This is a genomic window from Ligilactobacillus ubinensis, from assembly GCF_024160875.1.
GTDB classification, from domain to species: Bacteria; Bacillota; Bacilli; order Lactobacillales; family Lactobacillaceae; genus Ligilactobacillus; species Ligilactobacillus ubinensis.
In genome coordinates, this window is record NZ_JAIULA010000015.1 from 24625 (window position 1) to 51551 (window position 26927).

Below are 26927 nucleotides of genomic sequence, written 5' to 3' on the forward strand. Positions count from 1 at the left end.
TACTGAATAAATGGAGGCTGTTATGTCTGAACAATATGCTGGATCAAAGTTAAAAATTTTTGCTTTGAATTCCAATAAACCATTGGCTGAAAGAATTGCTGATGCGGTAGGTGTACCGTTAGGAAAAACGTCTGTTGATCGTTTTAGTGATGGTGAAATTAGGATTAATATTGAAGAAAGTATTCGTGGTGATGAGATTTTCATCATTCAGTCAACTTCAGCACCTGTGAATGATAATTTAATGGAACTTTTGATTATGATTGATGCGTTACGCCGTGCAAGTGCAGATAAGATTAATGTGGTTATCCCATACTATGGTTATGCACGTCAGGATCGGAAAGTTCGCTCTCGTGAGCCGATAACAGCTAAATTAGTTGCGGATATGATTGAAAAAGCTGGAGCAAATCGAGTCATAGCACTAGACTTACACGCTGCTCAAATCCAGGGATTCTTTGATATTCCAGTGGATCATTTGATGGGAGCACCATTATTAGCAGACTATTTTTTAACACAAGGGTTAGAAAAAGATGCAGTTATAGTTTCACCTGATCATGGTGGTGTAACTCGAGCACGTAAGTTAGCAGAGTTTTTGAAGGCACCAATTGCCATTATTGACAAACGCCGTCCTAAAGCAAATGTAGCTGAAGTTATGAATATTATTGGGGCAGTAGATGGGAAAAGATGTATTTTAATTGATGATATGATTGATACTGCTGGTACAATTACTTTAGCCGCTCAAGCGCTAAAAGATGCAGGTGCTACAGAAGTCTACGTGTGCGCAACGCATCCTGTTTTTTCTGGTCCAGCTATTGAAAGAATTGAGAAATCACCAATTAAACAAATGATTGTGACAGACTCTATTCAATTACCAGATGAGAAGCAAATTGATAAATTAATTCAGATTTCAGTTGGCCCTCTAATTGGAGCTGCAATTAAACGAATCCATGAGAATCAGCCTGTTAGTCCATTATTCAAAAATAGATTTCATGGTGTAAAAATCGATAATTAAATTTTAGTATATTAATATTAGAGAATACTGTAAGAAAGTTTCGTAAAAGATGCTGGTTTATGGTATTCTTTTTGTGTAGAAAATAGAATAATTAGAAAAAGTATGCTAAATATGTTTTAGATTAGGTGATAAATTGAAACAGCGGATAGTTTTACAACCAATAACGAAAAAGGATAGTGTAGAATTATTAGAATTAATTAGTGAGAATAGTAAGTCTTTTAGAAACTGGATTCCACATTTGGAGTTAGATACAGCTCAACAAGTGGAAAATTTTATAAAGCTAAATCAATATCGTGAAAATGTGGCGCATAATCAAATTATGCGTGGAATAAAACTAAATAATGAACTTATTGGAATAATAGACTTACATAACATTTCTATGTATGAACGTAGTGCAGATGTGGGATATTGGTTGGCAGATGGGTTTGTTGGAAAGGGTTATATTACGGAAGCATTGCAGAAATTACACCATTACGCCTTTGTAAACCTAGAATTAAATAAAGTACATGCTTTAATAAAGAGATCTAATATTAAAAGTCGGGCAGTTGTTGAACGAAATAATTATCAAAAGGTGAATTCAATAAAGGGGTTATGTAATGTGGAATATATAGAATATATATTAATGCGTAATGATTGGTTAAAGACAAAAGATTAGAATAATATATACAAAAAATCTAGGACAAAGGGTATGTAGGCCCTGAGTCCTAGATTCTTTGTGTCATCTCATATTTGGTGACAAAATTTGTTTTCAAAGATAGCTAATTGTATTTAATCTAGTAACTTACGACGTTAAGTTTTCTTAGCAATCTGGTTTTTATAATACTTTCATTTTGAAATGATTAAATTATAATTCTTGATAATTAGCAGGATCTTGTTCCTTTTTTAGGCGACCATTACTTTTATCTAAGTTGGAAATAGTTGCCATTTCGGCGGCAGTCAATTCAAAATCAAAGACACTTCGATTTTCGATTTGATGTTTAGCAGAACTGGCTTTGGGAATTACGGTAACTCCAAGTTGTATTTCCCAACGTAAGATAATTTGACTGATAGATTTACCATGTGCTTTTGCAATACGACTAATTGTTTGATCATGTAACATTTCACTGGAACGACCAATGGGACTCCAAGCTTGAGTTACAATACCATGTTCTTGATCGTATTCGATTTGCTTAGGCTGTGACCAATAAGGGTGCAATTCAATTTGGTTAACTGCAGGTGTAACACCAGTTGCGGTAATGATACTGTCTAAATGTTCAGGCAAAAAGTTGGAAACACCAATGGAGCGTACGAGTCCAAATTTTTGAGCTTGAACTAGGGCTTTCCATGCTTCAATATATTTGCCATTCATTGGATTAGGCCAGTGAATTAAATAAAGATCGTAATATTCTAAGGAAGAGCGATAAAGTGATTCTTGGATTGTTGTCAATGCTTCATCATAGCCATGATGTCTTCCAGGGAGCTTTGATGTGACAAACAGATGACTTCGAGCGATGCCAGAAAGTGCAACAGCTTTGCCAACTGCACCTTCATTTTCATAATTAAAAGCAGAATCAAGCATTGTATAGCCATTGTGAAGTGCACTAGTCATAACATTAACACCGACAGCACCGTTTAGTCTAAAAGTACCAAAGCCAATCTTAGGCATGACATTGCCGTCATTTAAACGAATATTTGGAATAGTTGTCATAAAAAGCCTCCTAAGTATAGTAAAATTTAATTTTTTTCAGATTCATTTTCAGTAACACGTTTAATAACTGAATAACGACGAGCGTGCTCATCTTTTTCATCTGTCAAGGCAGCCATTTCATCGAAAATAAAATAAGGATTGCCGTCTTTTTCCTGAACAACTAGAATAGGTTTCTTATCTTTATGGTGATAAATTTGTGCTGCAATATACGCTTGGTTGAAATCATAATCACTAGCAAGTGATTCACCTGGATTGAAAAGAACATTTTCACTCATATACATTCACATCCTTACTATATTCTATTGTTATTTTACCACTAGAATAACAATGGAACAAAAATTGAGTTTATTAATCAAAAAACTGATGACTAATACTTGCAAATGGCTTAACTTTTACAACAGGTATTGTGTGGGGAAGAAGACTTTTTTCTAGCCATACCATGTCATACCAACGATTAAATTTATTTGCACAATTATGAAAATGTGCATTTAGTTTAAAACCACGGTTTTCATGAAACAAGATACTTGCTTGTGTAACGTAAGGATCATTAGCAGTACGTGGATAAGTTACGCAAGCATTCATATTAGTTATATTTTGGGCCTGACAAATTTTTTCTAGTAAGTTGTATAGTTGGGTACCTAAACCTTGATGGCGTATATTTTGTGCAAGATAAATTGATGTTTCTACTGACCAATCATAAGCAGCGCGTTCTTTAAATGCAGAAACATAGGCATAACCAACGATTTTTTCATTTTGTTCAGCAACAATATATGGATACTTTTTTAAGATAGTGTAAATACGTGTGGAGAATTCAGATAGTGAAGGTACATTTGTTTCCAAAGTTATCGCAGTATTTTCAACGTAAGGTGCATAAATATCTAAAAGTGCTTGAGCATCTGTTTTTTTCGCAATTCTAAATGAGAAAGATGACATAGATAATCCTTTCTTGATGAAATAATTTAAATGTTGTTTAACAACAAAATTAACACAATTGCAAAAATAGTCAAGAACTGCTTGCATTGAGCTTAGAATAGGATATAGTATAATAATGCATTAACTTTTAGGAAGAGAAGAAAGGATTAGGTATGCAATTAAACGTTACTTCGACAAAACCAACTAAAGGATTATTATTGTTTTATTTTTTCTTATCAATTATTTTGAATAGTATAGGCAATGCGCTAACAGTTGCCATAAATTTAGGGAGCGCTTTGTGGACTGCGGCTTCGGTCAATTTAGATCATGTTTTAGCCGTTTCTTTGAGTTTGATGATGTTTGTGCCATCATTTTTGATAATTATCGTGAATATAATTATTTTAAAGAAAGTAAGTTTATCACGAATTATTGGTAATTTAGTGTTTTTAGTGCCTTTTTCGTTGTTAGTGGGCCAATTTTCAACATTATTAGGGAATACAGGAATAAACAATTTAGCATTTCCAATTAGAATAGCACTTGATTGTTTAGGTGTATGTCTTATTTCAGTTGCAATTTCATTATATCAAAGAGTAAATTGGATGCTTCATCCAGTTGATGATTTAATGCAAATCGTGCGGTTTAAGTATTTTAAAGGAAACTCAGTTATTGCACAATTAGTTGTTTTTACCCCACCATTGATAGCAATAATTATTTCTGTAATTATTACACATCAGATTTATGCGGTGAATATTGGGACTATTTTTGCACTTGTGTTTCAGGGAGCATTAGTAGGGATTGCAGATAAATACATTTTTCCAAGTCTCAAGCACCAGAATATAGATAAGTAATTATAGCAAGTAAAAAAGAAAAAGTATTTTGAAAAACAGTATAATAAGAAAAGCAGTTAGAGTTAGTCGAGCTGCTTTTTTATTTAATTTGCATTTATATAGATGTTTATGCTAATTTATATTTTGAGAGTCTTAATACAATGTAAGCGTAAAATGTTTACACAGCCACTTTTAAATGAAAAGCGAGGAATAATAATTGATTACAGTTAGTGACTTAAGCTTAAACTTTTCTGGTCGTCTCTTGTATGATGATGTTAATTTAAAATTTACAGCAGGCAATTGTTATGGAATTATCGGGGCAAATGGCGCAGGAAAGTCAACTTTTCTAAAATTATTAGAAGGAAAACTGGAACCAACTACTGGAAAAATTACAATTGATAAAAATGAACGAATGTCCAGTTTGAATCAAGATCACTTTGGCTTTGAAAAATATACAGTTTTAGAAACGGTGATTCAAGGACATAAGAAGTTATATGCTATTATGCAAGAAAAAGACATGTTGTATGCAAAACCTGATTTTTCTGAAGAAGATGGGTTAAAAGCCGCTGAATTAGAAGGAGAATTTGCTGAGATGGATGGTTGGAATGCGGAATCCGATGCAGCCCAATTATTACAGTCATTAGGTATTGCTGAAAAATTGCATACACAAAAGATGAGCGAGTTAGCTGAAAGTGACAAAGTTAAAGTTCTGCTTGCACAGGCATTATTTGGTCAACCAGATATTTTATTATTGGATGAACCGACAAATGGACTTGATGTGCAAACTATTAGTTGGCTAGAAAACTTTTTAGCAGATTATCCTAATATTGTGATTGTAGTTTCCCATGATCGTCATTTCTTAAATCAAGTTTGCACGATGATGTGTGATGTTGACTTTGAAAAAATAAAACTTTTTGTTGGTAATTATGATTTTTGGCTAGAATCTAGTCAATTAGCAGCTAAACTTCAAAGTAGTGCAAATTCCAAAAAAGAGGAACAAATAAAGGAACTACAGGAATTTATTGCACGCTTTTCTGCGAATGCTTCGAAATCCAAGCAAGCAACTTCGCGAAAAAAACAACTTGATAAAATCACTTTAGATGATATAAAACCTTCATCAAGGAAGTATCCATTCATTAAGTTTGAAATGGAACGTGAATTAGGCAATGATTTAGTTAAAGTTGAAAATGTTTCAAAGACAATTGATGGAGTTAAAATATTAGATAACATTAGTTTTATTTTACGTACGGGAGATAAAACAGCAATCATTTCACGAAATGATTTGGCAACAACGACTTTAATGCAAATTTTAGCTGGTGAGATTGAACCAGATGAAGGAACGGTAACATGGGGTCAAACAACAAGTCGTAGTTATATGTCACGGGATGTAAATGCTAATTTCAAACAAGCTGATCTTACTATTTTGGACTGGTTGCGCCAATTTGCTTCAAAAGAAGAAAATGATAATACATTTTTACGTGGCTTTTTAGGGAAGATGCTCTTTTCGGGTGATGATATTATTAAAGAAGTTGGAGTGTTATCTGGTGGTGAAAAAATGCGCTGTGTGCTATCAAAGATGATGCTTCAAAAAGCTAATGTTTTATTAATGGATGACCCCACCAATCATTTAGATTTAGAGTCAATTACGGCGTTAAATGATTCGATGATTGATTTTGCTGGTGCAATAATATTTACTTCGCATGATCATCAATATATTCAAACGATTGCAAATCATATTGTTGAGGTTTCCGCAAAAGGTGTTATTGATAGAGCTGATACAACATATGATGAGTTTTTAGAACATGAGACAACCCAAAAGCAAGTAGAAGATTTATATAATTAATAGTTGCATAGATAGATTAAATAAGACGATTCTGAGGGAAAAAACCACTAGAATCGTCTTATTTGCATACACTACGATATAAGTTTTATTAAAGTTTGAAATAATACTTGAAAAATTGGTATATACCTATTATAATTGGACTATACCAATAAACGGAGGTAAGTGAAATGAAAGTTATTATTGTTAAAGATAAAGAAGTTGGCGGAAAAAAAGCTTATGATGTTTTTGTTGAAACTCTAAAAAAGGGAAGTAGAACTTTCGGATTGGCAACTGGTGGAACCCCTGAAACAACTTACAAACAACTTGTGAATAGTGATTTAGATTTTACTGATTGTACATCAGTTAATTTAGATGAATATGTTGGATTAACACCAGATAATCCTCAAAGTTATAATTACTATATGCACAAACATCTTTTTGATAGCAAACCGTTTAAGAATTCATATTTACCTGATGGAAGTGCAAAAGATGAAAATGAAGAAATTAAGCGATACAATAACATTTTAAAAGATAATCCAATTGATTTACAGCTGTTGGGAATTGGTAAAAACGGACATATTGGTTTTAACGAACCCGGTTCACCAATTGATGCAAAAACACGAAAAGTACATTTAACAGAATCAACAATTGCTGCAAATGCACGTTATTTTAAAAATAAAGATGAGGTTCCCCAGTATGCATATTCGATGGGGATTGGATCAATCATGCAAGCTAAGGAAATTTTGGTTGAAGCATTTGGTGCAGAAAAAGCAGAAGCTGTCGCAAAGATGATTGAAGGAAAGGTTAGTCCTGATGTACCTGCAAGTATCCTACAACGTCATGCAAATGTAACTGTTATTGTGGATGAACAGGCTGCTAAGCTATTGAAAAAAGATTATAAATAAACAATAAAGCAAGACCTTGACTAAATATAAGAAAAAAGTATAGTAAAAAAGACTGTATTATATTGGGATTTTTTATCTCAATATGATACAGTTCTTTTTTTATAGTCAGAATAATAGTTGATTTCAAATTCTTCTTTCGATTAGGCAAAGAATTTTTAGCTAATTAAAGTGGTCTGATTTTGGTTACTTCTCCAGAAGAAAGAATGGTTCCATCTGCTAGAACCAAAGCGCCCTTATCATTGATAGCAGTGACTGTGCCGGTAAGAGTCTTTTCTCCTTGTGAGATGGTAACTTTATGGCCAATGATATTTGAGTGTTGCCGATATTCATCCATGAAGGTACCGTCAAAATAGTTTTTATATAAATTAAAAAATTCAATTAAATAGTTAGCGATAAATTCATTTCGGGAAACGTGGGCTTGCAATGCATATTTACGTAATGAACCTGCACGTTTTTCAATTTCAATCGGAAATGTAGTAGTTAAATAATTAATACCGGCACCAACAACTATTTTAGTGAGTGATTGTGTTTCAAGATCACTAATACCCTCTGTTAAAATACCACAGATTTTTTTTTCATCAACAATAACGTCATTAACCCATTTAATTTGGGCTGTTGCGTTTAGTTTTTTTTCAATTGTTCGTGTTATTGCTAATGAGACGGCAGTAGTAAGCAATCCAGGATCAAAATCAAAACGTGAGTTGTTAAGTAAAATACTAATATAGATACCTGTCCCACTTGGAGATACAAAATTACGTCCGTACCGTCCATAGCCAGCCGTTTGTTGATCAGCTATTACAATGTATGGTGTAGCGATATTGGCTTGATTTCCAAGCTGCTTAGCCCGGATGTTAGTTGAATCAATTGTTTTGTGAATTTCTATAGGATATAAAAAAGTTGTAGGTAAATATTTGCGAATTAAAGCTTCACTAAGGTTCCCACTGTCGTATAATTGATAGCCAACCCGGGGGCGGCTATCAATTTTATAGCCAGCTGTTTGCAAGCTTTTAATAGCTTTCCAAACAGCTGTACGTGATAGGCCTAATTGATTAGCTATATCTTGTCCAGAAAGAGGATCGTTTGTGTGTGTGAGCAATTCTAAAACTTGTTGCGTAGTGGACATATAATCTACTTCTTTCGTAACGTAATTAGTTTAATTATAGAAAAATAGTCTTATAAGTGCAAACTATTGGTTAAACTTTTATCGGAAGTCTTACAATTCAAGTAAAGCAGTGGTATCTTGAACATAAGTGTTTTCAAGGGAGTTGAATTTATGAAAAAAAGGCAATTTAAACGTATTTCAATTGAGATATTTGTAATTATCTTTAGTGGGTTAGCAATATTTTTTTGCTCGACACACAATGAATCTTTATATAAGCAAACGATTGGAAATGTTGTTTCGGTAAAAAATGGGAAAAGAGAATCAGTAACAGATGAGTATAATAATAAAGATTATCAAACAACACAAACTGTTAATTTGCAGATTATGAATGGTAAAGATAAGGGTAAATATGTAGAACTAAAAAATACGTATTCACAATCGGGTGCACTTGATCAGAAACTCAATAAAAATCAAAAGATATTTATTGAGTTGCATCATACAAATGGAAAACTAACAGCTGTTTTTATGTATTCCAAACGAGATACATATTTATTGATGTTGTGCTGGCTGGTAATTGTTTTACTCTACATTATGATGCAAATTAAAGGAATTAGAACAATCTTAAGTGTAACAATTAACTTTATTCTTTTCTTAATTTTTGTGCAATTAGATGTAAACTTGAATATAACGTATTTTTTCTGGTTATTCGCTTTAAGTGCCTTGTTATTTACAGCTTTGTCACTTATTATTGTGATAGGTTGGAACAGGCAATGTGCAATAACCTTTGTGGCGATTGTGTTTGGGACAACTTTAGGGTTGGTGATAGGTTGGTCTATATTAGAATTGACAAACAGTCAAGGTGTGCATTATGAAGCACTAGATATGGCGACACAAGCACCTAAACAGTTATTTTTCGCAGCAACACTTATTGGGCTGTTAGGGGCAGTTATGGATGCAGCAACAGATATTGTCTCAACTTTATTTGAAATGAAGGAGAATACACCTAATATTTCTCAAAAGCAACTTTTTTTATCTGGCAGACAAGTTGGACGTGCAATTATGGGACCATTAATTAATGTATTATTTTTAATTTTCTTTGCTGAAACTTTTGCAATGGCGGTTCTTTATTTTAGAACAAATAACACATATAGCTTTACATTTGCATGGACGATGTCATTAGGTGTGGTCCAATCACTTATTAGTGGTATTGGAATTGTATTAGTTATTCCTACAGCTAGTTATCTTTGTTCACGTTTGCTAGGAGGAAAGTAATGTCATCAATTAGTGTTTTAATAATTATTTTATTTGCTTTAATGACGATTGTTGGTGGTAAGCAAGGGATGGTTTCTTTTTTTAGTGTTGCTTTGAATTTTTTTATTTTATTTATTACGGTAATTTTAATTTCTGGTGGCTTTCCAATATTAGGCGTTTCATTATTTGCAGGGATTTGTATATTAGCAATTACAATTTATATGGGCAATAATGATGAACGTTCGACAAATGTAGCATTTATTGCTACTGTAATAGTAATGCTAATAATGATAATATTAATTATACCGTTTGATCATATGGTACAAATTCAAGGGTTTAGTAACGAAGAATCAGAAGAAGTGGAAGCTTTTAATTTGTTGATTGGCATTAATTTTGAATCTTTGGCAATTGCAACAACTATTTTAAGTACATTAGGTGCTATTGCAGAGGCTTCAATAGCAGTTGCAAGTGGATTAGAAGAACTAATTGCTCAAAACAGTGATATTACAGTTACACAACTATATAAAAGTGGACGTAATATTGGGTTTCAAATAATGGGAATGACTTTTAATACGTTATTTTTTGGAATGTTTGGTGGTAATTTAGCTTTATTCATTTTGTTATATAAGTTGCATGCATCATTTGGGTATTATTTAAATTCGAAGATTTTTGTAGGCGAAAGTATGTCAGTTCTGTATTCTGCAATTGCTGTAATTTTGGTGATTTGGATAACCACATATTTAATGGGAAGAAAATTGAATTCGCTGCAAGAAACTACAGCTGATTTGAATAAACAAGATAAAAGGGATTTATAGTAATTAATTTAGAGGGGGCTTTATGATGAAGAAGTTTAATAAAAATGTCGTTTTGGGGATGGGCTTAATAATGTTGTTGACAAGTCTAAGCGCTTGTTCAAATAGTAGTTCATCAAGCCAAAAAAGTTCAGCTAGTGAAAGTGTAACGCAATTAGATAAAGTAGCTAATAGTACGTATAAAAAAGCAGTAAAAAATTTAGAAGATGGCGATGTTAAATTAGCTTACCAGAATCTAAAAAAAGTGAAAATTAAAAAGACAACGCCAAACAAGGTACGCCAACTAAAGAGCAATGTAACATCATTATATAAAGCTAAGGTTGCCTTAGAGAATAACAATGTTACGCCAGCTCAAAAAAAATTGAATACATTAGCTAGCGTGTCTAAACCAGCGGCTTTGCAAAAACAAATTCAAGTTGTTAAAAAAGAGTATAAAGTAGTTAAATTAGCTAACATATATTATCATGAAACAATCAATTATTATCATGCTGAAAAATATAGTGATGCTAAAGGAAGTTTAGATTCTTTACAAGCTTTGTCTAGTAAGTATCAAGCTGTTGCAATGTTACAAAAGAAGACAAACAAGTATACTACACTGTTGAATAGCAAGCTAAAAGCAGAGTCTAGTTCAAACGCTACGAGTGCGACGAGTTCAAGTTCAACATCAAGTGCAAATAACTCTAGTTATACGAATGCACGTAATTCAAAATTGGTAAGTTCTCAGTATTCAAAACAAACAGGAAGTAATATCTCTTCGGCAACTAATTCACAGGTTTCAGCAGTTGCTAGTCAGTTATCTGATGCTGAAGTAATCAGCAAATTCTTAGCAGCTACAGGGATAACGCAGCAAGAAGGGGATGAATACTTCACACAATATGAAGGAAATAATGAATATAGTATTGAAATCCGTAATACAAGTTCCAATAACTCAGATATTTCTGTTATGAAGGGAATGTATAAATTTAATACAGACACCAAAGTTGCGCAGAAGCAAGATGCAATTACAGGTGAGTATCAACAAATAAATTAATTATTTATGGTGAAAGAATGAAAAACTTTAAACAAAAGCTATGGTTAAAAGCTGACGGAATAGTCATTTTAATTGCAGTTGTATTAGCAACTACTAGTCGTCTACTAAATATACAAAATAATATTTCTGATTTTATGTTTTTAATTGGAATGGCACTAATTTGTCTAACAATAATAAATATTTTATTGCATGCGGGATTATTGGCTGGATGGTTTCGCAAAAAGCAAAAAGGTGAGACAGATGAAGAGTATCAAGAGCGTAAAATTGATGTCCGAAACATCGCCTCGGAAAAAAAGAACGCACCTATTCATTTTGAAAGCTTTGCAGCTAATTGCTTGATCTTAGGTATTGTTTTAATTGTATTAGCGATAGCCGTTACTTTATAAGTTAGATAGTATTGCAAAGACAAGGAATCAATACAAATAGTACCCCCAAAAAAGTTAGACTTTTTTGGGGGTACTTCAGCTTTATCAGACTTTTTGGGTATCAAAATGCAATTAGTTGTATTTAACCTGTAATCCAATCTGCGGATTACAGGTTAATGTTTTCTAGTTAATTACCATTTGTCTCAATTGCTGGTAATGTCTATAGAACAAATTTTTCAATTGCTTTTGCTAAACCATCATGATTGTTATCATCTGTTATATATTGTGCACTTGACTTAATCTTTGGAATAGCATTTCCCATAGCAATGCCTAAACCAGTTTTGATTAAAGTCAAATCATTTTCCTGATCTCCAGCTGTCAGGATTTCACTTACATCAATACCCAACATTTTAGCCAATTTTAGAGTAGCATTTCCTTTGGTGGCATCTGGATGCATAAACTCAAAGAACCATTTTTCACTGCGAACAGTGTAATATTTATTTTTTATAGCAGGAGGAAGTCCTGTAGTTGCACGTTGCAATATATGGGGCTCATCGGCCCACATATACTTTGCTGGTTTAAAAGTATGTGGGATTTCATTTTGCAAGCGATAATGTAGTGGCATTTTTGTATAAAAAGAATCTAAAACGCTGTAATAACTAATATCTGGAGTAGTTACATACATATCAGAAGAAGGTAAAATTGCTTGTCCATGAATATTCAACTGATGACTTAGATTATCAAGGGTTAAAAAATCGGTGTAGTCTAAGGTGTTAGAAATTAAGACTTCATTATTACCGACTTTTTGGACTTGTGCCCCATTATAAGTGATGACATAGTCGTTAGCACTGGTTAATCCAAGTTGGGTAAGATAATTTTGGACACCGCTAACAGGTCTGCCTGTACATAAAACGATATGAACACCATTTGCATGAGCTTTTTTTAAAGTATTTATTGTATATTCAGAAATTTCTTTATTATCCTTAACAAGGGTTCCATCGATATCAGTTGCGATTAATTTAATTGTCATAAACTTGCTCCTTTATACAAGATAATCGTTTTTTATGTGTGCAGAAAATTGTGGTGAAACAAGAAAATCTATTTGAGAAGAATTACGTAGCATTTCTTTTGGGAAAAAGAAACGTTCATCCCCTAAAAATTTACCAGTAATAGCTTTAACTAATTCACTAATAGCTGAAAGTTCGACAATACTTCCATCTTTTCTGATTAGTTTAATTTGCGATGAATGATTTATTGAAGATGAATAGCTATCATAAGGTAGATCAAAACTATCATTAATTGCTGTATAGTAATCTGGATTATAACCGGCTTGCTCAACTAGCTCATTAAGATGAGGGATAAGCTTTTTAGTATCATCTGTAATACGCACTGATTTAAAGGGCTTTCTATCAAGAAAACGACTCGCTAAATCACGTAATATCCTGTCATCTGAAGAACGCCATAACTCAAAACAAGTGTTTAAAACACCATCATCTAAATGGAGATAATCATTTAAAGTTGCTGTTTTTGTGAAAAATGGAGCTAGAAAACTAATGCTAAATGTATTTTTTAGTGTTTCAGTTTTGCTTAAAGTTTTAGCACGATGCAATAAATGATCTAAAGTAACTTCCATCGATCGTGATACGGGATGAAAGTAAACTTGCTGATACATTTGAAAACGGCTGACAATATAATCTTCAACTGCATGCATACCACTAATATCAAAGATAATACCATCATTGTATGGACGCATGACACGCAAGATTCGAGTTAAATCAAAAGAGCCGTAACTTGCACCAGTATAGTATGAATCACGTAAAAGATAATCCATGCGATCAGCATCTATTTGACTTGAAATCATTTGAACAACCTGTTTATTAGGATATTTTTTTGTAATAACACTAGCAACTTTTTCTGGGAAATCTTCAGAAACAGTGCGTAAAACAGCATTGACTTCTGTTTGTGGAGATGTAATTATGTCAACAGTCATCTTTTCATGGTTGGTATGAAAGATATGTTCAAAAGTATGCGAGTATGCGCCATGTCCTATATCATGTAAAAGCGCTGCGCATAAGGCAACGATTCTTTCATCATCATTCCAGAGGCCATCATGCTCATTTTTTGTGGGATAATTTCGCAAGAACAAATCACAAATGCGCCGTGTAATTTCATAAACACCAACGGAGTGAGTGAAACGTGAATGCTCAGCACCATGAAAAGTAAAGCTGGTGGTACCCAGTTGTCTGATGCGACGTAATCGTTGAAATTCACGCGTGTTAATAAGGTCTAAGATAACTTGATGTTGAATATAGATATAGTCATGGATAGGATCACGTAAGACTTTCTCCATGGGCAACATTTTTAAATGATATTTTGAGATAGTTGTTCACATCCTTTAAAATAATTCTTTAAATATATTATACCACGACAAGTTTTTGGAATTCCTGTTTAATTGACTGTATAATTAAGTATATAAATTTGAGATAGGATGATAACTATGGCACAACTTAGCAAAGGAACACCAGTGCTTGTCCATGTTGTAACACAGCATGTTCAAGATGGTGAATTAAGTAAATTTGATGAAAATTTTAATGGCCAATTTTTTCAAATGGGAACATCAATTTATTTACGATATAAGGAAAAACTAGCTGATCAAAAGCCTGCATTGGTCACGATTAAAGTTGCAGCTCCTGATGAGGTACAATTAACGCGAAAAAATGACGATTTGAATTTGCATCTTTATTTTTTTGCAGGTAAACAAGTGAATGCACGTTATGTAACACAATATGGCGTTGTTCCAGTTACAACACAGACAACAAAACTTAATGTAGTCGTAGGAGATACATTTGATGGATTAGTAGGAAAAATAAATATAGATTATTTATTATATTCTGGTTCACAGCAGCTAGGAGACTACAAAATAAGATTGCAATTCAAGGGATAATATTGTAATATGAAGGATAGACTGTGGAAGGGACGTGTACCGGTTTGGAGCTAGAAAAATTCAAGGATGCAAATAAAAATGAATTGTCAATGATTGAAGTTGCACATGCAATTTTAAATGAACATGGCGATGTTATGGGGTTTGCTGATTTAACTAATAAAATTCAAGAATTTCTTGGAACTAGTGATCAAGAAATTAGAGATAGGTTAGCACAATTCTACACTGATTTGAATGTTGATGGTAGCTTCATTTCATTGGGAGATAATGTTTGGGGATTACGTTCTTGGTATCCATTCGATTCAATTGATGAAGCACTTGTACATTCAGAAGAAGATGAAGAACATCCGCGGACAAAAGTGAATGCATTTTTAGCTGATGATTCAGAAGACGATGATATTATTGATTATGATGATGATTCAGAAGATGATGATATGGATGCCGATTATGACGATGACGATGAAGATGAAGCACATGAGTTAAAGGCATATAGCAAGGATTTAAATGATATTGGTGATACAGATGATGAAGATGAGGATGATTTACCTGATGGAATTGAAGGTCAATTATCTGAATTATCGGATGACGACGATATTGATGAAGAAGATGAATTATAAAAAAGAAAATGCTTTATTTATAATTTACTGAATTTAAGCCTTGACGACCATCTAATAATTATGTAGAATTCTTTATGGGCGCTTCACTAATTTTGGTTAGTGAAGACAAGCGTACGGCAAGACAAGCTCTCTATTCTAATTAGACTGAATAGGGAGCTTGTTATTTTTGTTAGTCAAATGCGATCCCGACGATAAAACAATTTAAAGGAGAAGTCATAATGACCAAATATATTTTTGTAACAGGCGGTGTTGTTTCCTCACTTGGAAAAGGAATTGTAGCAGCATCATTAGGTCGTTTGTTAAAAAATCGTGGTTTGAAAATCACAATTCAAAAATTTGATCCATATATTAATGTAGATCCAGGAACAATGAGTCCTTATCAACATGGAGAAGTATTTGTAACTGATGATGGAACCGAAACTGACCTTGATCTTGGCCACTATGAACGTTTTATTGACATTAATCTAAATAAATATTCTAACGTAACAACTGGAAAGATTTATTCAGAAGTGCTAAAAAAAGAGCGGCGTGGTGATTATTTAGGTGCTACTGTTCAAGTAATTCCGCATATTACAAATATGATTAAAGAAAAAATCATGCGTGCAGGCAGCGTGACTGATGCAGATGTTGTTATAACTGAAGTTGGTGGGACAGTTGGCGATATTGAGTCATTACCATTCTTAGAAGCGCTACGTCAGATGAAGTCAGAAGTTGGTAGCGACAATGTTATTTATATTCATACGACATTAGTTCCATATCTAAAGGCTGCCGGAGAGATGAAAACAAAGCCAACACAACATAGTGTTAAAGAATTACGTGGATTGGGAATTCAGCCGAATATTTTGGTTGTTAGAACCGAAGAACCAATTTCACAAAGTATGCGTAATAAAATAGCTAGTTTTTGCGATGTAGAACCTGAAGCAGTAATTGAATCAATGGATGTGGATACGTTATACCAGATTCCATTGAATTTACAAACACAAAAAATGGATGAAATTGTTTGCAGAAAATTAAACTTAGAAACACCACAAGCAGATATGACAACATGGGTTGAATTGCGCAATCGTGTAAAGACATTAGCTGGTCAAGTTAATATTGCGTTAGTTGGTAAATATGTTAATTTACAAGATGCATATATTTCCGTAAACGAAGCATTGAAGCATGCTGGGTATCAAATTAATGCAAAGGTTGAAATTACGTATATTGATTCTGAAAAGGTAACTGAAGATAATGTTGCACAAACATTAGCAGAGTATGATGGAATTATTGTACCAGGCGGCTTTGGAGATCGAGGTCTAGAAGGGATGATTCAATCAATTCGTTATGCACGTGAGAACAATGTTCCATTTTTAGGCATCTGTCTTGGCATGCAAATGGCATGTATTGAATATGCACGAGATGTTGTCGGCTTAGAGGATTGTAATACGACAGAAGTTGATGCTCATTGCAAGAATAATATTATTGACTTAATGGCTGATCAAACCGATGTTCAAAATATGGGTGGCACGCAACGCTTGGGCTTGTATCCATGTAAATTACGTCCAGGTACGCATACTGCTACTGCATATAAGAACCAAGATGTTATCCAAGAACGCCATCGTCATCGTTATGAATTCAATAATAAATATCGCGATATTTTATCAGAGCAAGGGATGGTGTTTGCAGGAACATCACCAGATAATCGTTTAGTAGAAGTAATCGAATTAACTGATCATAAATTCTTTATTGCAGCACAATATCATCCAGAATTCTTGTCACGTCCACAACGACCTGAAGGATTATTCCAGGCTTTCATAGATGCAAGTGCTAAGAAGTAATCTATTATTGAAAATTATGTTTTTTCTAAATTGCGTGGTATCATTATATTAGTTTATCTAGGAGGACTTACTGTTATGAAAGAAATTAGTCAATTGAACGAATTGGCACAAAAAATTGTTGAATTTGAAAAAGAACATCGTTTGAATGATACAGATTTTGCTTTGTTAAGTCGATTATCAGTCGAAAAAGTGCATGCGTTAAAAGCAATGTATGCAACTCCAACTGAAGAAGAAATAGAAATGTTAAATGAGACATTTAATGCTGAAAATCAGAGTTCACTAGAAGAATAATGATAATAATTCGAATAAGGTAAATGAGGATAATTAGCACGAAAATGAAAGTGATACAAAAGACGATTAGCTAAAAGGTAGAGAATGCTAACGTTGTAAACCGAATAATTCGAGACTTGCATTGTTTTGATTATGACGTTAAGTACAACTAGCAGTCTTTTGACACACAGTTTGGCAACAAGTATGTTGAAATGTAAAAAGTCTGGAAACTTTTTCCAGACTTTTTTGGTGTCTACTGAAACTAACTATTAGAAAAAATAGGGTAGCACTTATTAGCTAAAGATTAGTTTATAATCCAACAGATAATTAAATAGACTAACTTTTTATACAAAAATTAAATTTTTTTAATGGAAATGATTAAACTTTAAAGGGATTTAATGAAAAATATGGAGAAAATACTAAAAAAATGAAAATCTAATCTAATAGCCATTGAAACACAGCCAACTATCTTGTAAGATTAGAAGAGGTACTTTTTTGTACTTAGTGCATACTGAAGCTGATGTGATAGTGAATAAGTAAGCACATTAAAATAGATAATAATTTATTTATAAGTTTTTATTAATGAGCGAGGATTAATTTGAAAATGAAAAAAATGATTGTAAAAGGTGGACAAAAATTGTCTGGTGAAGTAACAATTGGTGGTGCCAAAAATAGCACAGTTGCATTAATACCAGCAGCAATTTTAGCAGATACACCAGTTAAATTTGACACAGTTCCAGATATTTTAGATGTTCATAACTTAATGTTAATATTAAATTCGTTAAATGTTACTTCCCATTTTAATCATGGGGAATTAGAGATTGATCCAACAAATATTAAAGCAGCACCATTACCTGGGAATACGATTCGTAGTTTAAGAGCTTCTTATTATTTTATGGGCGCGCTTTTGGGGCGCTTTGGTGAGGCAATGGTTGGTTTTCCCGGTGGCGATAATATCGGACCAAGGCCAATTGATCAGCATATTAAGGGATTTAAGGCACTAGGGGCATCTGTAGAAGAAAAAAAGAATGCTGTTCATATAACGACAGGCCCTGACGGTTTACAAGGTGCTCGAATCTTTTTTGATTTAGTTTCAGTTGGTGCGACAATCAATGTTTTACTTGCAGCAGTAAAGGCTAAGGGAACAACCATAATAGAAAATGCAGCTAAAGAACCTGAAATTGTTGATTTAGCAACTTTTTTGAATAACATGGGCGCTCACATTCGTGGTGCGGGAACCGATGTTATTCGAATTCAGGGGGTCGACTGTTTGCGTGCCAAAAACACACATACAATTATACCTGATCGAATTGAAGCAGGAACTTATTTAGCATTTGCTGCTGCAAATGGGAATGGTGTTTGGATAAAAAATGTCATTCCTGAACACTTGGATCCATTTATTGCAAAAATGCAAGAAATGGGTGTTCATTTGCAGATAGATGAGGATAAAATTTATGTTCCTGGTGGTGATCTTTTGGCACCAATCACTGTAAAAACAGCACCTTTTCCAGGGTTTGCAACAGATTTACAACAACCATTAACACCTTTATTGATGCAAGCAAATGGAAGGTCAACGATTATTGATACATTATATCCAGAAAGAATTAAACATATTCCAGAGATGCAACGAATGGGTGGAAGAATATCAAGTAAAGATGGGATAATAACTATCTCACATTCAACTAACTTGAAAGGTGCAACTGTGAATGCCAGCGAGATACGAGCAGGTGTTTCTCTTTTAGGACTAGCATTAATGGCTGATGGAACAACAGTAATAGAACATGCTGATCATATTTTACGTGGATATGATCGGATTGTTGAAAAATTTAGAAATTTGTCTGTTAATTTACAGGTAATTACAGAGTCAGCAGATGTTAGTAGATAAAACAGAGGAGTCTTTCTATGACAGAAAAACCGAAGATAAGTAAAAGTGACGATAATAAAAAGATTAATCAGACACGAAAACAAGCCACCAGAACTCTCCCAAATAAACGAAAGAGTATTCGAACGTTTGATAATCAAGGTGAAACACTGGATGGAGTAGGTTTATCTGCTGCAGAAAGAAAAGCGATTACAGAAGCAAGAAAAATAGTAATAGCAGAACTTCAAAACAAGCCACTGCAAGAATTATATCATGAGGCTGAAAGATATAATATTGACGGTTCTGACATGAGTAAACAGGAACTTATTATCGCTGTAGCTCAAGCGCAATCAGATGAAGAGGGACGTTACTTTGTAGAAGGAGTCTTAGAGATTGTCCGGACAAAGGATAAAGATCCCTTTGGTTTTTTAAGATTGGTAAACTATGGTCCTTCACGGGAAGATTTATATGTTTCTTATTCACAGTTACGATTAGGGTTGCGACAAGGTGATTTAGTTGCAGGAATTGCACGTCCAGCGAAAAAGGGCGATAAAAGTGGTGCATTGCTGTGGATTGACACGGTTAATGGTAAAAGACCAGAAGAGGCTCGGCATCGACCACCATTTAATGGATTAACTGCGATTTATCCAGATAAATTAATTAAATTAACAACGACGCAGGCGCGGTTATCGACTAGAGTTATTGATTTGTTTGCACCAATTGGTTTTGGGCAGCGTAGTCTAGTAGTAGCACCGCCAAAAGCTGGGAAAACAACATTATTAAAAGAGATAGCTCAAGGAATTACAAAAAATTATCCGGAAACAAAACTTATTATGCTGTTAATTGACGAACGTCCTGAAGAAGTAACTGAGCTAGAACGTACGATTAATGGTGAAGTTGTGTATTCTACCTTTGATCAAAGACCAGAAAATCATGTGCGTGTTGCTGATTTTGTACTAGAACGAGCAAAACGTTTGGTTGAAGAAAAAGAAGATGTTGTAATTTTAATGGATTCAATTACTAGACTAGCTCGTGCAGCCAATCTTACTGAAAGACCTAGTGGACGCACATTATCTGGTGGAGTTGATCCTGCAGCACTGTATAAACCCAAACGTTTTTTTGGTGCTGCTAGAAATGTAGAAGAAGGCGGTAGCTTGACAATAATTGCGACGGCTTTGGTCGATACTGGTAGCAGGATGGATGATGTTATTTTTGAAGAATTTAAGGGAACTGGTAATCAAGAAATTAAATTAGACAGAGAGTTAGCTGAACGTCGTATTTTCCCAGCGATTGATCTTAAGGTTTCGGGAACACGCAAAGAAGAATTATTACTCTCATCGCCAACCTTAAAAGCAATTTGGCAATTGCGTGATACATTGGGGAAGTCTTATGATAAACGAGAGGGATCATTTAACCGAAATATTGATTTGACACAGAATACGCGAAAAGTGTTAGCGATGTTAAAAAAGTCTAAAACAAATGCTAAATTTCGCCAAAATATTTTGGAAAGTCACTTTAGTCAGCAATCTAAATAATTATAATTTTTGATTGCTTTGCTTTGTATTTCATGATATGATGTTATCTGTTGTAATATACAGAAAATAACTCTGACTCAGCAAATGAATCAGGGCAAAGGAGCGAATTTTATAATGAAACAAGGAATCCATCCAGAATATCATGAAGTTGTTTTTATGGACTCAGCTACAGGCTACAAGTTTTTATCTGGTTCTACAAAAAACTCTAGTGAAACAGTTGAATTTGAAGGTAACACTTATCCATTGATTCGTGTTGAAATTTCAAGTGACTCACATCCTTTCTATACAGGCCGTCAAAAGTTTACACAAGCCGATGGTCGTGTGGATCGTTTCAACAAGAAATATGGTTTTACAAACTAAATGTTACAAAAAAAGATTGGCGTATAATTTACGTCAATCTTTTTTTTGTGTTTTTGTAGTTTTCCAAAATATAGCTAGGCTTTCTTTTAACTGTTCCTGATTATATAAGATAATCCCATGTGACCAGTGAGGTGGATAATATTTTTGATAATTCAGCGTTGCAAAACGGCTATCAATTAATAAGACAACTCCACAGTCAGTAGTTGAGCGAATTACACGTCCAGCGGCTTGAAATATATTGTTTAAACCGGGTAATTTATATGCATATTCAAATCCATTTTTTGATTGGGCGTTAAAATAATCCTTTAATGCATCATTTTCAGGTGATATTCCCGGCAAACCAACACTCACAACTGCAACTCCACTTAAACGATTACCCTTTAAATCAATACCTTCAGAAAAAATACCGCCAAGAACAGCAAAACCAACTAAGGTTTGAGTATTATTGGATTTGAATTCTTTTAAGAAAGAATCTCGTTGTATAGCATCCATACTACTTGATTGGACTAGAATATTTGTTAAAGGGTATGCTTTATTAAATCCTTCAACAATTTGTTCAAGATAACTATAGGATGGCATAAAAATGAGATAGTTTCCCGTTTTCGCAGAAATCATGGTATAGATGCTGGCTAAAACATCCTGTAAACTTTGCGTACGTTTGTGGTATGTGGTTTGAACATTAGCAGTAATAAATAAACCCAGCTTTTTTTGGCTAAAAGGTGAATCAAGTTGATAACCCACACTTTTTGTTAGACCTCCCAGAATTTCTTGGTAATAAGAAAGAGGGGAAAGAGTGGCAGAAAATAATATTGCTGAGCCAGCAAGTTTTAAACTTTTATCAATGAAAGAACTTGGATTTAAGCAAAAAATCTTAACTTTAATTTGATTGTTGGGTAGTAAGTCTACTTTAGTGCGAAAGGTTTCATCATAGAAATCACTAATTTTGAGATAACTGTAACAAATAAAGAAAAAATCTAAAATTTCTTTTATATTAGGATCTTGAGTATGGCTTCGCATCCATTCTTGTGTATAATCACAAAACTTATGTAAATACTTGTTTAAGTTAGATAGTTGTTCTGAAAAAATTACATATTTTTGTTGATAGTCAATTAAGGGTTGCTTAATGTCATTTAAACAATCAGAAATGTTTTTCAAATGTTTTAAGAGCGATTGATAGTGCGTCTTTTTTTTATTTAAAGTTAGTTCTAGTGATGATAATGTTTGTGAATCAATTTCTTTTGTATACATTGAACGTGAACGCTCAACCAAGTTATGTGCTTCATCTATTAAAAAACAGTTATTTGAATCTTCTTCAGTAAAAAATCTTTGTAAATAAACAAGGGGATCAAATAAATAGTTATAGTCGCAAATAATAACGGCACAAAAAAGACTGATATCCAATGAAAATTCAAACGGATCAACTGTATGCTTACGTGCATAGTTGCAAACTATTTCTTTAGTAATTTGTGTTTCGTGTTCTAAAATATCCTTTAGCGCAGGACGAATACGGTCATAGTAACCTAATAAGTAAGGATTCTCTTCGTCTGGAATATCAATTTCTTCAGGAAAAGTTATCTGCTCTTTAGCTGTTAATGTAATGCTACGTAAAACTAATTTTTTTTGAGACATTAATTGTAGTGCATCTTCAGCCACCTTACGAGTGCTTTGTTTAGCAGTTAGATAAAAAATACGAGCAATTTTATCTTGCCCTAAGGCTTTTATGGTAGGAAAAAGGGTAGAAATTGTTTTTCCAGTGCCAGTAGGTGCTTCAACAAATAGTCTTTTTTTCAATAAAATAGCCTTATAGACATTAACTGCAAGTTCATGCTGATTACGACGATAAGATTTAAATGGGAAAGATAAATGCTTAATGGATGTTGTTTGCTCAGTATGAAGTTTTTCTTTTAAAGTTATCCATTTTTCATATTCAGAAATAACACTGTCAAAAAAAGTAGCTGCTTGTTCTTTGGTAATCAGTAATTCTTTTTCTGTGGTTTCCATAGTAGTTGTTTGAACGTAAATAAGCTTTAGTGATAGAGAAGATAAGTTTTCTTGTGTCATTAGAATATGCGAATAGATTTTTGCTTGTGCCCAATATAACGTAAGTGTGTTAGATGTAAGCTCTGAAAATGCAAGGCTAGATGTTTTAATTTCACGAATTTCATCATAAATATTATTAGTTTTATGTAATCCATCAGCGCGTCCCTGAATTGTAAAATTTCTGTTTGCAAGTAATATCGGATATTTAAGAGATACTTCTTTTTCAGTTGCAGTTGACCATTTTTTTTGAATCCTTTGATGAATATGGGTTCCCAAAAGGGCTGTTTTTTGTCGACTGGTACCGATGCCAACAGAAATTAAGTCACCAGTTTTTAAAATGAATTCTACTAATTCACGTACTCCAATTGTTGGCATAGGTTTCTACTCCTTTGATAATTTGTTCATTATTATAGATTATACTTTATAGTTAATGAAAGCAAATTTTATTATAAAAGGAATAATGTTCGGATTTAACAGATGGGTAAAAATGTTGTTATAGCGTAGTAAAAATTAAATTTAGACAATTTTAGCTTTATAAACAATACATATGATAACTAAAGCACTTTAGCTAAAAGCGAACGTTAATGAATTGCAATTTAAGTATTTACATACATTTAAAGATGAGTTATAGTAATAAAGTGCTACTATTATAGAAAGATGAACAGCTATTGTTCGTAAAAAGAGGAGAAGATATTTTGAAAAACGCAATTTCATCATATTTTGATTTTGAAAAACTAGGAACTAATGCTAAACGTGAAATTTTAGCAGGTTTCACAACATTTATTTCAATGTGCTATATTTTGTTCGTTAATCCGAGTGTTTTAGGTGATGCTGGAATGGATAAAGGTGCTGTTTTTACAGCTACGGCAATTTCTAGTGCTATTGGTTGTATTTTAATGGGAATAGTTGCTCGCTATCCAATTGCAACAGCACCTAGTTTAGGAATTAATGCATTCTTTGCATACTCTGTATGTATTGGCATGAAAATTCCCTGGCAAACAGCATTAGCAGGAGCATTTGTCGCAGCTGTTATCTTTATTTTAATTACGATTTTTAAATTACGTGAGATTATTATTGATTCAATTCCACAAGATTTGAAGTATGCTATATCTGCGGGAATTGGAATGTTTATTGCTTTTATAGGATTGCAAGATGGAGGGATTATTGTTAAAAATAGTTCTACACTTGTTAGTTTAGGCAGTTTTTCTGGTAAAGTTTGGATTACAATATTTGGATTAGTTGCAATTGCTATTTTAATGGTATTACGTGTTCCAGGTGCAATTTTTATCGGGATGGTTTTAGCAACAATTTTTGGTATTTTTACGAAATTAATTTCTGTACCAACTGCATTTGTATCTACTGCGCCAAGTTTGAAACCAACATTTTTAGTTGCTTTAAAACATGTAGGTGATATTAATAGTTTTCAGATGATGGTTGTCGTGCTAACCTTTTTGTTGGTTGCCTTTTTTGATACGGCTGGTACATTAGTAGGTTTATGTACGCAAGCAGGTTTTGTTAAGGATAATAAAATCCCACGAATTGGTCAGGCTTTGATTTCAGACTCAACCGCTATGTTATGTGGTACATTACTTGGAACATCACCTGTAGGTGCTTATGTAGAATCTTCTGCAGGTATTGCTGTAGGTGGACGGTCAGGATTAACAGCAGTTACAACCGGAGTTTTATTCATTTTTGGATTATTCTTTTCACCATTATTAGCGGTTGTTACTACTCAAGTTACAGCACCTGCATTGATCATAGTTGGTGTTTTAATGGCACAAAATATGGCACATATTGATTGGAACAAACTCGAAATTGCTATTCCTGCATTTATTATTATTGCAACTATGCCATTAACATATAGTATTGCTGATGGATTAGCTTTAGGTGTAATTATGTACCCAATTACAATGGTTGCAGCAAAACGTGGAAAAGAAGTGCCTATTTTGATGTATGTGCTATTCTTTATTTTTATCGGCTTTTTCTGGGTATTGAGTCGAGGATAAACAATCTATAATATAAAAGTATAAAGCTACTAGAACTTGTCTCCGATAAATAATAGGAGGCGAGTTTTTTTAGTATCTATGAAATTCACAATCTAATTAACTATTTTATTAAAAATAGGTTAACAAAAAAAATAATATTGAGAAAATTAAGTTATTTGAAAACAGTTATATGTATACAAAATAAGCAATTATTGATACAATATGATTAGAAAAAAATAATAAGGTGAAAATAAAATGTCGAAAAAAGTAATAATTTCAGCATTGGTTAGTTTAGATGGATTTATTGCTACATCACAAGGAAATAGTGCAATTTTAGAAGAAAATTTTTTTATATGTCAGCCTGCAGGAATCGAGCTTAGAAAACCAGCTCAAAGTGAGTGGATTTTATTAGGTCGTAAAACATTTGAAATATATAGAGAAAAATTACTGAAGTATGTTCAAGAAGGTTGCAAAATAGCCGTTTTAACACATAATCCACTAAGGTTGAATGAAACAGAAAGATGTGTGTATTGTTTTAATAGAAGTGTAGAGCAAGTTATTGAGATATTAAAAAAGAAAAGTAGCGCTAATATCTGGATTATTGGTGGATATCAAGTTATTAACGAAGTTACCAGTCATAATTTGGCTGATGAAATCCATCTTATAACGTTACCATTGGTATTAAATGAAGGAATACCACTATTTAATACAGAATTACCGGCACCTAGAGTTGAATTAAGTGATGTACAAAAGTATGGTGAATTGACGTATTCTACATGGAAAAGAAGTGTATAAGATGACAAATGAACAGCGACAACAGCTAGGTCATAAGGCGATGAATTTATATCAAATTGAGATGAATAATTTGCCACAGTCATCGGAATTGATAACAATTGAACCTGATGAAACGCTAGGTGATACGCATAATGATACGGCTATTTTTGTTAAAAATGAAAATTTGTTATATCGCATTCATCAATTTAATAAGAAACTACATATCGGTTGTATGAATTTTGCAAGTCCAATAGAACCCGGTGGAGGATTCTTGCAAGGAATTGATGCTCAAGAAGAAGCAATTTGTCGAAATAGTTTTTTATACCCGGAATTGTGTAAATATAAAAAAGAGTACTATATAAAGAACATACAAGATAATAATTATTATTTCTATAGTCCATCAGTTATTTATGCTCATAATGTAAAAGTTATTCGTGATGAACATGAAAATAATTTCTTTGCAGATGTGAGGTTTGTTGATTTTGCTAGTGTTGCAGCGCCTAATGTTGCTGAGATGAAACGGCAACATTTACAGTTGGACGAAAAACGAATTGAAGAAGATATTCTGAAAAAAGTTATCTATACATTGAGAGTATTTAAACAAAACGCGATTAGATATTTAATTTTAGGTGCATTTGGATGTGGTGTTTTTGGCAATGATCCGCAAATGGTAGCAAAGGTTTTTAAAGAAGTTCTACAACGTGATGAATTTAAGGATTCATTTTTGGAAATTTATTTTGATATTTTGGATAACTCCAAAGCTTATCAAGCATTTAAAAAAACATTTAAATAAATAGATATTGGAACGAGACAAAGTGCAATTGCTAAATTTCGTTCCAATATTTTTTAGTCATAAGCACTGCTAATATTTTAATTCACTGTGGCAAATTATTAAATGAGTTAAGATTGATTTGATATTTTAAAGATAGATAAACTTTGTAATTATTTATGTCAATTAAGTTGACAATGAATAGACATAAGAGTAATATGACAATGTGTCATATG

26 protein-coding genes are annotated in these 26927 nt (G+C 33.1%); 19 read left to right on the forward strand and 7 right to left on the reverse strand.

The genetic code is table 11. The features are described from left to right. The first annotated feature begins 22 nt into the window (after window positions 1-22). Complete coding sequence (locus LB941_RS08025) at window positions 23-1009, forward strand: ribose-phosphate diphosphokinase (RefSeq protein ID WP_253361021.1); 987 nt, start codon at window positions 23-25, stop codon at window positions 1007-1009. A 133-nt stretch (window positions 1010-1142) separates the two neighbouring features. Next, window positions 1143-1664, forward strand: a complete 522-nt coding sequence (locus LB941_RS08030) for a GNAT family N-acetyltransferase (protein ID WP_253361024.1) — start codon at window positions 1143-1145, stop codon at window positions 1662-1664. Between the two features lie 189 nt (window positions 1665-1853). On the opposite strand, the gene LB941_RS08035 is transcribed toward LB941_RS08030, so the two are convergent. The 3 genes from LB941_RS08035 to LB941_RS08045 all read right to left on the reverse strand — a co-directional run bounded on the left by LB941_RS08035 (window position 1854) and on the right by LB941_RS08045 (window position 3629). Beyond that, complete coding sequence (locus LB941_RS08035; RefSeq protein ID WP_253361025.1) at window positions 1854-2696, reverse strand: aldo/keto reductase; 843 nt, start codon at window positions 2694-2696, stop codon at window positions 1854-1856. Window positions 2697-2722: 26 nt separating this feature from the next. Further along, entirely contained in the window at window positions 2723-2971 is a 249-nt protein-coding gene (locus LB941_RS08040; protein WP_253361026.1) for a hypothetical protein, read from the reverse strand. Between the two features lie 73 nt (window positions 2972-3044). Then, entirely contained in the window at window positions 3045-3629 is a 585-nt protein-coding gene (locus LB941_RS08045) for a GNAT family N-acetyltransferase (protein ID WP_253361027.1), read from the reverse strand. 152 nt (window positions 3630-3781) lie between these two features. Here LB941_RS08045 and LB941_RS08050 point away from each other — a divergent pair, with 152 nt between their 5' ends. From LB941_RS08050 to nagB, 3 genes are all read left to right on the forward strand, one after another. Next, window positions 3782-4456, forward strand: a complete 675-nt coding sequence (locus LB941_RS08050; protein WP_253361028.1) for a DUF6198 family protein — start codon at window positions 3782-3784, stop codon at window positions 4454-4456. A gap of 196 nt (window positions 4457-4652) precedes the next feature. Then, window positions 4653-6278 (forward strand): ABC-F family ATP-binding cassette domain-containing protein, encoded by a 1626-nt coding sequence (locus tag LB941_RS08055; protein ID WP_253361029.1) that lies wholly within the window; start codon window positions 4653-4655, stop codon window positions 6276-6278. Window positions 6279-6445: 167 nt separating this feature from the next. Then, window positions 6446-7162 (forward strand): glucosamine-6-phosphate deaminase, encoded by a 717-nt coding sequence (gene nagB / locus LB941_RS08060; protein ID WP_253361030.1) that lies wholly within the window; start codon window positions 6446-6448, stop codon window positions 7160-7162. A 163-nt stretch (window positions 7163-7325) separates the two neighbouring features. Here nagB and LB941_RS08065 read toward each other — a convergent pair whose 3' ends face one another. Further along, complete coding sequence (locus tag LB941_RS08065; RefSeq protein WP_253361031.1) at window positions 7326-8285, reverse strand: biotin--[acetyl-CoA-carboxylase] ligase; 960 nt, start codon at window positions 8283-8285, stop codon at window positions 7326-7328. Window positions 8286-8435: 150 nt separating this feature from the next. Here LB941_RS08065 and LB941_RS08070 point away from each other — a divergent pair, with 150 nt between their 5' ends. From LB941_RS08070 to LB941_RS08085, 4 genes are read left to right on the forward strand one after another with little or no spacing between them, the layout of a single operon-like run. Further along, complete coding sequence (locus tag LB941_RS08070; RefSeq protein WP_253361032.1) at window positions 8436-9536, forward strand: YibE/F family protein; 1101 nt, start codon at window positions 8436-8438, stop codon at window positions 9534-9536. After that, window positions 9536-10330 (forward strand): YibE/F family protein, encoded by a 795-nt coding sequence (locus LB941_RS08075; RefSeq protein WP_253361033.1) that lies wholly within the window; start codon window positions 9536-9538, stop codon window positions 10328-10330. The genes LB941_RS08070 and LB941_RS08075 overlap by 1 nt, the downstream gene beginning before the upstream one ends. 22 nt (window positions 10331-10352) lie before the next feature. Further along, window positions 10353-11357 carry a hypothetical protein gene (locus tag LB941_RS08080; RefSeq protein WP_253361034.1) on the forward strand — a complete coding sequence of 335 codons (1005 nt, stop codon included), beginning with the start codon at window positions 10353-10355 and terminating at the stop codon, window positions 11355-11357. 17 nt (window positions 11358-11374) lie between these two features. Next, window positions 11375-11743 carry a DUF3899 domain-containing protein gene (locus tag LB941_RS08085; RefSeq protein ID WP_253361035.1) on the forward strand — a complete coding sequence of 123 codons (369 nt, stop codon included), beginning with the start codon at window positions 11375-11377 and terminating at the stop codon, window positions 11741-11743. A gap of 199 nt (window positions 11744-11942) precedes the next feature. Here LB941_RS08085 and LB941_RS08090 read toward each other — a convergent pair whose 3' ends face one another. Then, on the reverse strand, window positions 11943-12752 hold the full coding sequence (locus LB941_RS08090; protein WP_253361036.1) for a Cof-type HAD-IIB family hydrolase: 810 nt from the start codon (window positions 12750-12752) through the stop codon (window positions 11943-11945). A gap of 12 nt (window positions 12753-12764) precedes the next feature. Continuing rightward, the gene (locus tag LB941_RS08095) at window positions 12765-14081 is read right to left on the reverse strand and encodes an HD domain-containing protein (RefSeq protein WP_253361037.1); all 1317 of its coding nucleotides are present in this window, start codon (window positions 14079-14081) and stop codon (window positions 12765-12767) included. Between the two features lie 138 nt (window positions 14082-14219). Here LB941_RS08095 and LB941_RS08100 point away from each other — a divergent pair, with 138 nt between their 5' ends. The 7 genes from LB941_RS08100 (at window position 14220) to LB941_RS08130 (ending at window position 21123) form a co-directional block, all read left to right on the forward strand. Then, entirely contained in the window at window positions 14220-14666 is a 447-nt protein-coding gene (locus LB941_RS08100; RefSeq protein ID WP_253361039.1) for a YwiB family protein, read from the forward strand. A gap of 44 nt (window positions 14667-14710) precedes the next feature. Then, window positions 14711-15280, forward strand: a complete 570-nt coding sequence (gene rpoE, locus LB941_RS08105) for a DNA-directed RNA polymerase subunit delta (protein ID WP_253361078.1) — start codon at window positions 14711-14713, stop codon at window positions 15278-15280. Window positions 15281-15498: 218 nt separating this feature from the next. Next, entirely contained in the window at window positions 15499-17097 is a 1599-nt protein-coding gene (gene pyrG, locus LB941_RS08110) for a CTP synthase (protein ID WP_253361041.1), read from the forward strand. A 75-nt stretch (window positions 17098-17172) separates the two neighbouring features. Further along, window positions 17173-17388: an LBP_cg2779 family protein gene (locus tag LB941_RS08115; RefSeq protein ID WP_253361043.1), complete on the forward strand. Its 216-nt coding sequence runs from the start codon at window positions 17173-17175 to the stop codon at window positions 17386-17388. A gap of 583 nt (window positions 17389-17971) precedes the next feature. After that, window positions 17972-19252, forward strand: a complete 1281-nt coding sequence (murA, locus tag LB941_RS08120) for a UDP-N-acetylglucosamine 1-carboxyvinyltransferase (RefSeq protein WP_253361044.1) — start codon at window positions 17972-17974, stop codon at window positions 19250-19252. A gap of 17 nt (window positions 19253-19269) precedes the next feature. Further along, window positions 19270-20763, forward strand: coding sequence for a transcription termination factor Rho (gene rho / locus LB941_RS08125; RefSeq protein WP_253361045.1), 1494 nt, complete (start codon window positions 19270-19272; stop codon window positions 20761-20763). A 114-nt stretch (window positions 20764-20877) separates the two neighbouring features. After that, on the forward strand, window positions 20878-21123 hold the full coding sequence (locus LB941_RS08130) for a type B 50S ribosomal protein L31 (protein ID WP_253361046.1): 246 nt from the start codon (window positions 20878-20880) through the stop codon (window positions 21121-21123). A 33-nt stretch (window positions 21124-21156) separates the two neighbouring features. On the opposite strand, the gene LB941_RS08135 is transcribed toward LB941_RS08130, so the two are convergent. Continuing rightward, window positions 21157-23538 (reverse strand): ATP-dependent DNA helicase, encoded by a 2382-nt coding sequence (locus LB941_RS08135; protein ID WP_253361047.1) that lies wholly within the window; start codon window positions 23536-23538, stop codon window positions 21157-21159. A 320-nt stretch (window positions 23539-23858) separates the two neighbouring features. Between LB941_RS08135 and LB941_RS08140 the strand changes: the two genes are divergently transcribed. The 3 genes from LB941_RS08140 to LB941_RS08150 all read left to right on the forward strand — a co-directional run bounded on the left by LB941_RS08140 (window position 23859) and on the right by LB941_RS08150 (window position 26715). After that, a complete protein-coding gene (locus LB941_RS08140; protein ID WP_253361048.1) occupies window positions 23859-25169 on the forward strand; it encodes an NCS2 family permease in 1311 nt (436 codons plus the stop codon). Window positions 25170-25403: 234 nt separating this feature from the next. Then, entirely contained in the window at window positions 25404-25943 is a 540-nt protein-coding gene (locus LB941_RS08145) for a dihydrofolate reductase family protein (protein ID WP_253361049.1), read from the forward strand. A 1-nt stretch (window position 25944) separates the two neighbouring features. Continuing rightward, window positions 25945-26715: a TIGR02452 family protein gene (locus tag LB941_RS08150; protein WP_253361050.1), complete on the forward strand. Its 771-nt coding sequence runs from the start codon at window positions 25945-25947 to the stop codon at window positions 26713-26715. The last annotated feature ends 212 nt before the right edge of the window (window positions 26716-26927 follow it).